Consider the following 8,514-nt stretch of genomic DNA (forward strand, 5'->3'; position numbering starts at 1 on the left):
TGAGCCGCGGGCAAAGCTCTTCCGGGGTCTCGGCGACCCCAGCCGTCTTGCGATCCTCGATGCGCTACTGTCGGACGAACGCAGCGTGCAGGAAATCGTTACCCAAACAGGTCTTGGTCAGCCCAATGTCTCGAACCATCTGCGCTGCCTTTTGGATTGCGGTCTGGTCAGTCGCAGGAACGAAGGTCGGTTCGTCCGGTATCGCCTTGCGGACAGGCGGATTGCTGATCTCATCCGCGACGCAGATCAACTACTTGCCTCGACAGCCGTAGGGGTCGATGCCTGCCGAAGCTATACGGATTAACCGACGTGTCCTGCTGCAATGTTCTATTGGTACGCCAGGCCTAAAGCAGCCATTTGCGCAGCCGCAGCAAAATGGCGCTTTGTCCGCATTGCGGTCATTGACCATACCAAAATGCTGCACTCCGCCGACAACGTCCGCTTTGGGGAAGCTGCATTGCGGCACTGCGACCGTCGGTCAATGTCTCCTTTGGGCCGATCATGCCATCTACAGGCCATCACTTTTCGGTGGTCAAACTCTTCTGCAGGCCCTCACTCCACTTGCGCAGTTCGTCCAGGAAACCCAAGGCTGTGCGCCCCAAGTCGGTGATTTCGTAAACCACGGTGATCGGAGCAGTGTCGCAGACTTCGCGCCTAACCAGCCCCTGGTTTTCGAGTTGCCGCAAGCGTTCCGTGATCATCTTCTTGGATGCGCCGCCGATCATCCGGGCGAGGTCGTTGAACCGCACCGGCCCATCTTTGACGTGCCAAAGGATAGAGCCAGTCCATTTCCCTCCGATGATCCGCATGCCACGCTCGATCGCGCAGGGCTCGGTGCAGGCATTTGCCGCGCTCCGTCGGCCAGCACCGTCTATTTCGATCTTTGCATCCATCGTTTCGCGCTCCGCTGATCTGTTCCGGCTTAGGTTACAAAAAGTATACTGGTTGTTTTTGCTGCCCACCACATTCATCTCATCCCGGACCCCGCCTATGTCAAGCGGGCGCAGCAACGATGGAACAGACGACATGAGCAAGATCTACATTCTGAACGGCGCGCAACCCTATGAATTTGCCCCCGGTAAACTCAACGAAACGCTGGTAGAGCGCGCCAAGGCCACATTTGCGGCGCAGGGACACGAGGTCCGCCTGACTACGGTGGCAGCCGGTTACGATGTGCAGACCGAGGTGGACAGCCACCTCTGGGCGGACGGGGTCGTCCTGCAGTTCCCGGTGAACTGGATGGGCGTGCCGTGGTCGTTCAAGAAATACATGGACGAGGTCTACACGGTCGGCATGGGCGGGCAGCTTAGCAACGGCGACGGGCGTAGCGCTGCCGCACCGAAAGCGAATTACGGCATGGGCGGCAAGCTGGCAGGAACCCGTTACATGATCTCGGCAACGCTGAACGCCCCGGCTGAGGCCTTCGACGACCCGGCAGAGCCGTTCTTCGAGGGCATGTCCCTGGACGACCTCCTGCGCCCGGTCCATCTGAACGCCAAGTTCTTCGGCATGGCGCCGCTGCCGACTTTCGGGGCTTTCGACGTGATGAAGAACCCCGACGTAACCACAGATCTTGCCCGGTTCGACGACCATCTGGCAATGACCTTCGGGGAGTTTTCTAATGACGCGGCCTGACATTGTCCTCTACACCGCCAACACAATGAACGGCTGGAAGCCTCTGATCTTCCTGCACGAAGCGCAGATCGACTATGAGCTGGTGCCGATCGATTTCGGCAAGAAGGAGCAGAAGGCGCCGGATTATCTGCGCCTGAATCCGAACGGGCGCATTCCGACCATCGTGGATCGCGGCGCGGATGACTTCGCCGTGTTCGAGAGCGGTGCGATCCTGTGTTATCTCGCCGAGAAATACGACCGCTTCCTCAGCCACGATCTCAAGGAGCGCTCGGAGACGCTGCAATGGCTTATGTTCCAGATGGGCGGGATCGGCCCGATGATGGGCCAGGCAATGTTCTTCCAGCGGATCGCCAAGCCGAATGGCGACGAGGTGCCCTATGCCGTTAACCGCTACGTGACCGAGAGCCGCCGCCTGCTGGAAGTGCTGGATACGCGGCTTGCCGGGCGCGACTGGCTGGTCGGCGATGCGATGTCCATCGCGGATATCGCGACCTACCCCTGGGCGCGCAGCTACTTCTGGGCCACGGTGAGCGTCGACGGATTGCCGAACCTGCAAGCGTGGTTCGACCGCATTGACGCCATGCCGCGGGTCCAGGAGGCGCTGCAACTGCCGGAGCCGCGATCGTCGGCTTTCGGTCAGGGCGATACGGAGGCTGCGGCCGCAGAGAACGCAGCGCGTTTCCGCTGAACAGCTGACGCGCTGTCTCACGGAGAGGTCAAGTCAGCGCGTCATTTCCCTTCTAAGAGCAGTGGTTCGGATCAATGTCCGCTTGATGCTGCTGCGAAGCAGCGTCGAAGCAGTGTTCTGAAGGTCGGGAATGGGCCGAGAGCTGACCCGGTTGCTCCGGGCGGTGAGCAGACACTCGCCGCGGCACTGACTGAAAACCGCTTCGGGCCGTTCGCGACAAGCGCATCTATCCTGCCACCGAAGCCTCCAGATATTTACGAAGTCTTCTTGGGCTCGGAGGAGACTTGCGGGGGTGCCGCGTGCCATTCGGTTTCATGCCCATCTGAACGTCTGCTCCTACTGTTCCAGCGCAATCCCCCCTCGCAACAGCGGCGAATGGCTCCTCCCCGCCCAAAGTAATGGCTCTAGGCAACGGCGAACATACGCGCTCGCCGCGTTCGGATATGGTTTGCTTGCGTCAAATATAGACCCCGGCTGGTCGATTTTTTTAGGTTTAGCATAGCCTAGTCACTGCAATGAAAACTAACTCTCCCGCCTTCGCCGCGCAGCCCAGTCCTCAATGATCCGCCTGATCAATTCCGGCCTGCTGGGGAGATCTTCATCCACTCGCCGCGCCTCGTCTAGGGCCGCTAAAAGTTCTGTTGGCATCCTAACCATGACCGGTTGAGTGTCGACTCTTGGGCGTCCGCGTGATTTCATGATATTGCCTATTGACAGGTTTGATTTCTTGATATCATATGGAAGCACGAAAGCGGAGAAGCTGCAACTCCTCCGCTTTCGCTAACCGAAACGATCAGATGGAGATCATTATGGCTGACACACATACTACCACGGCACCGAACGGGGCTGAACCCTCTGTTGAGTTCGCGTCTCCCGACCGTCTGGAGTTCCGGAATACTCTGGATCTTCTCTTCGCGGCGCTCCGTGCGGATTGGGAGTATTTCGCGGCACCGTCGAATGCTCCTAGCCGCGCAAAACTGGGCCATGCCGCAGCATCGGTTTGGGCAGCCTGCATCCAGTCGCTGCACGCCGTTCAGAATACGCAAGATGGGCACCCGGATCTGCAAGCAGCCGCGGCACGGATGCTTGAGACCATTCCGGAACAGGCCCCGAAACCAACTTGTGTCAGTCTTCATGGCGCGCACATCCTGTCGAGCGCAAAGAAGCACAGAAAGGCGTGCCCCGGAGTGGCCGACCTGCTGGAAGAAGCGTTTTGCCTCTTGGAAGCCTACAGCGCGAACTTGGTCGTCATGAGCCTGCGCTGATCGGACGCGAAATCAGTTGCCGCACTATTCCTTTTGGTGCGCCTCGCACGGCTTCGATGCGGCAGCTTTCCTTCCCAAAACCCCACCCCGCGACCGCTCCTTCCTCCGGCGCGCGACAGATTCGATTGGAGTCTTGAATGCCTATCACCAATTCTATCTACGCCTTTCCAATCGATGGAAAATTCCGACGAGTTCACCACGGGCCCATTCTCGCGAATTGGAAGAAAGCCGCAGATGCAAAAGGCTTTGCCATCGTAGGCCGTGCCGTCAGTCATGAGCACCTCGTTCTTGGGTGCAAGACCTGTGGTTCGCCGACTCCGAAGCGCGTCAGCGTTGTTCGAGATCACAATCCAGAATGTCCTCATTGTATCCGAACGCGCCGCGAGAATGCCGCCGCGGGCTATGGTGCTACCCTTCTAGGACCTGACCCAAAAGGTAAGCGACGCTACGGCCTTTACGAGTTGCCCTGCGGCCATGCCGATCGCCGGCAGCATACACGTGTCGAGACCGCGGCGGCTGGTGGGCACAAATTGAGCTGCGGTATTTGTTTGAGAGCACGTCATGCCAGAGAGGCAGAAGCGCAGGGCTGGCAGTTGATCTGCAATGCAGACCGCAAGCATGCCAGCTATCGTCGATACGAACACGCCTGCGGCCACCGGCAAAACGTGACGATTGCAAACATGCGGCACGGCGACGTCGACTGCGCCAGCTGCGGTGAAAGCTGGACATCCAAGCCGAGCAAGATTTACCTCCTCCGCTTCCAGCTTCCGGAATCTCCGGTGATCAAACTGGGGTACAGCAGCAATCCGGAATACCGGGTGCGGCAGGTCCAGCATGACCCGCTGGTGACCAAGGGGGCCGTCATTCGCGACATCCCGATGACAACGGGACATCAGGCTGTCCGCATCGAAAAGGCACTGCACTCCTTCATTGCAGCTTCTTGGCCCGACCTGATCGTGCCGTCTAAGAATTTCGAACAGCACCTCCGTACTGTTAGTGAAATTTATGACCATCGTGCGGAGGCCTTTATTTCCGACCTTCTCGATGCCGTCGTCGACGGTTGGGATCCGACTTCGGACATGCCTCCATTCTGACCTCCTACTGATACCGAAGCGTAGCCGCGCCCTGCGCTGCGCTTCCTCCCTCCCATCGTTTCCGGAACCTTTCCCCTATGGCACCACTATCATTGAACCCGCGCGCCAGCGCGCTCTCTCCGCATGTTCGCTCGATCATGCGCCCTCTCTTGCGTCGCATTGCCCTTTGGCATCGCGACCGTGTCGCGGAAGCCCGCGTCATCAGCGGCTCACCTGCTGATTTTGACGCGGAGACCTGCGACCTCGGCGTCGGTACTGGCGTGCCGCCCAGTTTCGACGCGATGCTCACACCGCTTCAGGCGCGTTTCGATGCGCTCTATTCCGCGACACCAGCGGCTTCCGGAATGACCGACAGCGAGGTCGCGGAAGCCATCGCAGAGCGCTGTGACCCTTGGGCGGAGGAACTTGATACCCATCGCACCAGCCCTTTGCCTCAGCCTCCAGTGGCTTCATTGCTCTACGCCGCGCGCTTCGCGACCTTGCTTCAAAGCGACAAAGACATCGAAGTCTTTACGAAGTCGCGGTCTTTCACCCAGCTTGCGGTCGCATCCTCCCAAGACCTGAAAGCTGTTCGGCGCGAGATCGAGCGGATCCTGGAGTGGCTTTCAGACTTGGATCATCATTTGGATAGCCGGTGGCGGGGCTTCGAAATCGTCGTTCAACAAGAGGCGCTGACGGGCTCCAAAAGCGAAACAGAGAAGCGGGGAGAGCATTTTGAGAATGCCATCGCTTCTGCGGTTCGCAAAGGTGCGAAAGTTATCGTTCTCACCCAGGGCCTCGCTTCTCTTCCCCCCGTCGGACGCGCGATGTGTCAAAGTGCTCTCCACCTCCCGCCGCTATCGGCTGAAATCTGGATTGAGGTCCTGCGGGTCACGCATTCTGCGACTGGCGAGGTTGCCACGGAAAATCTCCGCACGCTGCTCTCGGAGTCCAGTTCTCTTGCCGCCTTGCCGCTTGCAGTCATTGAGAGCGCATTTCGCGAACCGACGACACTCACTGTCGCAAGAACCCTTGCAGACGCAGCGGCCCGCCTCCGGAAACCTACCGGAAAAACCTTGGAAGATGTTGTGCTGAATGACGCCGCACGCGACCGCATGGATCGTTTGGTCGCTGACATCGGAGCGTGGCGTTCCAGAAACCTGGCGTGGTCAGAGGTCCCCGCTTCCGTCCTTTTGTATGGCCCGCCGGGAAACGGTAAAACGTTGCTCGCAGCGGCATTGGCGGGTTCCCTTGAGGTGCCTCTGATCTCGACAAGCTATTCCGATTGTCAGCGGCATGGCCATCAAGGTGACATGCTTCGCGCACTGTCTGACAAGGTTAACGAAGCCATCCGGAACGCCCCCAGTGTATTCTTTCTCGACGAGTTGGACTCCTTCACCCACCGGAACGTGCCTAGCCGCCGAAACGATTACATTGTCGGCGTGGTCAATGGGCTGCTCGAACACCTGTCCGTGCTCAACGACACGCCGGGCGTGGTGGTGATGGGGGCCACGAACTACCGCGATATGATTGACCCGGCGATCATCCGCACCGGACGTTTCGACACCCACTTGCAGATCGGCCATCCGGAACGCGCTGCGATCATCCGCATTCTCGCGAAGGCAATCGGAAAGCCCGAAGGCCAGTTTGACCTTGCGCCCATCGCAAATCAGCTGTTGGGAGCATCCGGAGCCCAGGTTGTGGGAATTGTTCGCGAAGCGCTCGGATTGGCTCGATCAGAAGCCGTTGAATTGCAAGACCAACACCTGCAGGATGCCGCATCAAGGATCGCACGGCCTCATGATCAATACCTGCTCTGGCGTATGGCTGTCCACGAGGCCGGTCACATCGTCGTTGCCCATCATCTCGGCATTCCGCCCGCCAGAAAGGCTGTGCTGACAAACACTGGCGGATCCGTTGAAATTCCGGAAAGCCCCTTGGAATGCCAAACAACTGTCCGGCACCGTATTGCGACGCTGATGGCCGGGCGGGCTGCGGAACAGGTTATCCTGGGCAGTGTTTCTAACGGAGCCGGGCTTGGGCCCAGCTCGGACCTCGCCGAAGCAACGCGCCTCGCTGGCCGCGCCCTATTTGAATGGGGCTTGGGTACTCAGCTTGCGCACATTCCGATCGATATCACACTGCGGTACGGAACCGCACACGCTGCAAACGCCGATGTGGAGAATTGTTTAGGAGCCGCGGAGGAGATCGCCCGTAAGATCATCCAGACCTACCGAAAAGATATCCTTCGGATCGCAGTAACGATGGTCGAAGAGCGTGAGTTTTCAGCCGATCGCATTTCAGAACTCTTATGCGGAAAAAACACGAATTGCCGAAATTCGGTTGTTGACCGGCGCGCATCAACGGGTCTGAAAGCCTTCGGTCCAGCCACGGCAATAGCTAAGCACCGCGGCTTCGAGGCGATTGGTCCACGGCTTGAAAAGTTTCACAAATGGTTGCACAGTTGGTTGCACATATAGAAAAATGAGCATGCTTCGATGGATTTAAAAGTGAGCAATAACAAAATCTTGAATGCCTAGATCCGAAATTCGCTCCGATCCCTACCGCCGGAGCCAATCCTTCAGCAAGCCGCTGAAGATAAAGCAAAAACCCCCGGGTCCTCTGCAGAGGTCCGGGGGTTTTGCGTTTTGCTCTGCACAGATTGTTGCACAGAGCTCTGCACAGACGCTCAGGAATTTGCGGCACCTCCAACCTGAGGAGCCCTGACGATGACGACGCACCAACACCATCTCGAACTTCGATCCACCGGATTTTACTGGCGGCGCCGCGTGCCTGCGGCAGTAAAAAATCGATTCAAACCGGCATTCTTCTGTTTTTCGTTGCGAACGCATGTCCCCCGCGATGCCGCAGAGCTCGCCCGGCGACTAACCGCTGTTAGCGAGATCTGCTTCAAAGCGGAGCAGAAGATGCCCCCTGATTTCATGACCGAGATCTTGATTGCCTATGCGCAGATCGAGATTGAACTTGCAGACCGAGTGCATGCACTCACCGGCCCTCGCACGCGAGAAGCGGGCGAGGCCGCGCTGGCTTTAGAGGGCGCCGCACGTGCTTCGTTGCGTGATGCGATTTTTCTTTGCGACCGGAGCCCTGCATTTCAGCCTATTAGAGATACAGCACAGCGCCTCGGGATCACTCTCGACGAAGCTGAAGACGATTTTGCGGTTCTGGCAGACAAGATGGTTCGGACCATGATTGCCGTCAGCGAAGAGCGTGAGCGCCGAGCTCGAGGATTTTGCGCCGGGCAGGACTCTGCCATCACAGAAGCACTGCTCAGAATGAGCACGCCTGGCAAAGCGGCATGTGAATTTGCATCCCTTCACAGTGACAAAAGCGCTTCTTTGAACATGACTTCGGCTGCTGCACCACTGGCTACCGCCGCCGCGCTATCAACGCCCGTTCCGACAGAGCAAAATGTATCCTACGAGGCAGCTGTTGAAAAATCGGAGCAAATTAGTGCAGCGCCTCCGGTCGCAGTGGGTGACGAAAAAGTAGCAGAGAAAAAGGAGGCAACACCGATTACCGTCCATGAACTGAATGGCCGGTCGGTCAAATTGCGAGGTGAACACTTAGAGCCAGCACGCATACTTGATGGGAGCGATCCAACCGTTCTCGATTTGTGGGATGATTGGTTCAATGACAAAATTAACGGGTTGAGGGTCACTGGTGCCTACATATTTGAGGACGAGAAGAAAGGTGCCAAGTTTAGCAAAGATGCTGAGGTAATCCCCCCATTTTTATGGGGGCTCGATCGTAGAGAGAGTGTCCGATCTTCTGTGTAATTGCGATCTGGTCCATGCTTCCTGAGAGGAGCAAGGACGATGACCATATCCAA

9 protein-coding genes are annotated in these 8,514 nt (G+C 58.0%); 7 read left to right on the forward strand and 2 right to left on the reverse strand.

Annotation, left to right across the window (positions count from 1 at the left end):
- On the forward strand, positions 1 to 304 hold a 304-nt coding region (locus ACGYLD_RS17195), incomplete at its 5' end, for an ArsR/SmtB family transcription factor (protein ID WP_394403334.1).
- Positions 305 to 518: 214 nt separating this feature from the next.
- Here ACGYLD_RS17195 and ACGYLD_RS17200 read toward each other — a convergent pair.
- Complete coding sequence (locus ACGYLD_RS17200; RefSeq protein ID WP_394393642.1) at positions 519 to 893, reverse strand: winged helix-turn-helix transcriptional regulator; 375 nt, start codon at positions 891 to 893, stop codon at positions 519 to 521.
- Between the two features lie 133 nt (positions 894 to 1,026).
- On the opposite strand from ACGYLD_RS17200, the gene ACGYLD_RS17205 reads away from it, so the two are divergent.
- A complete protein-coding gene (locus tag ACGYLD_RS17205; RefSeq protein WP_394393643.1) occupies positions 1,027 to 1,635 on the forward strand; it encodes an NAD(P)H-dependent oxidoreductase in 609 nt (202 codons plus the stop codon).
- Positions 1,622 to 2,323 carry a glutathione S-transferase family protein gene (locus ACGYLD_RS17210; RefSeq protein WP_394393646.1) on the forward strand — a complete coding sequence of 234 codons (702 nt, stop codon included), beginning with the start codon at positions 1,622 to 1,624 and terminating at the stop codon, positions 2,321 to 2,323. Before ACGYLD_RS17205 ends, ACGYLD_RS17210 begins: the two co-directional genes overlap by 14 nt.
- Before the next feature lie 522 nt (positions 2,324 to 2,845).
- Here ACGYLD_RS17210 and ACGYLD_RS17215 read toward each other — a convergent pair.
- Positions 2,846 to 3,022, reverse strand: coding sequence for a ribbon-helix-helix protein, CopG family (locus tag ACGYLD_RS17215; RefSeq protein ID WP_394393648.1), 177 nt, complete (start codon positions 3,020 to 3,022; stop codon positions 2,846 to 2,848).
- A 110-nt stretch (positions 3,023 to 3,132) separates the two neighbouring features.
- Between ACGYLD_RS17215 and ACGYLD_RS17220 the strand changes: the two genes are divergently transcribed.
- The 4 genes from ACGYLD_RS17220 to ACGYLD_RS17235 all read left to right on the forward strand — a co-directional run bounded on the left by ACGYLD_RS17220 (position 3,133) and on the right by ACGYLD_RS17235 (position 8,461).
- Positions 3,133 to 3,588, forward strand: coding sequence for a hypothetical protein (locus ACGYLD_RS17220; protein ID WP_394393651.1), 456 nt, complete (start codon positions 3,133 to 3,135; stop codon positions 3,586 to 3,588).
- Positions 3,589 to 3,725: 137 nt separating this feature from the next.
- Positions 3,726 to 4,682 (forward strand): GIY-YIG nuclease family protein, encoded by a 957-nt coding sequence (locus ACGYLD_RS17225; RefSeq protein ID WP_394403337.1) that lies wholly within the window; start codon positions 3,726 to 3,728, stop codon positions 4,680 to 4,682.
- Between the two features lie 92 nt (positions 4,683 to 4,774).
- Complete coding sequence (locus ACGYLD_RS17230) at positions 4,775 to 7,141, forward strand: AAA family ATPase (protein WP_394403339.1); 2,367 nt, start codon at positions 4,775 to 4,777, stop codon at positions 7,139 to 7,141.
- 249 nt (positions 7,142 to 7,390) lie between these two features.
- Positions 7,391 to 8,461: a DUF6538 domain-containing protein gene (locus ACGYLD_RS17235; protein WP_394403341.1), complete on the forward strand. Its 1,071-nt coding sequence runs from the start codon at positions 7,391 to 7,393 to the stop codon at positions 8,459 to 8,461.
- Positions 8,462 to 8,514: the final 53 nt, after the last annotated feature.

Source organism: Sulfitobacter sp. 1A12056, assembly GCF_043558125.1.
GTDB lineage: Bacteria > Pseudomonadota > Alphaproteobacteria > Rhodobacterales > Rhodobacteraceae > Sulfitobacter > Sulfitobacter faviae.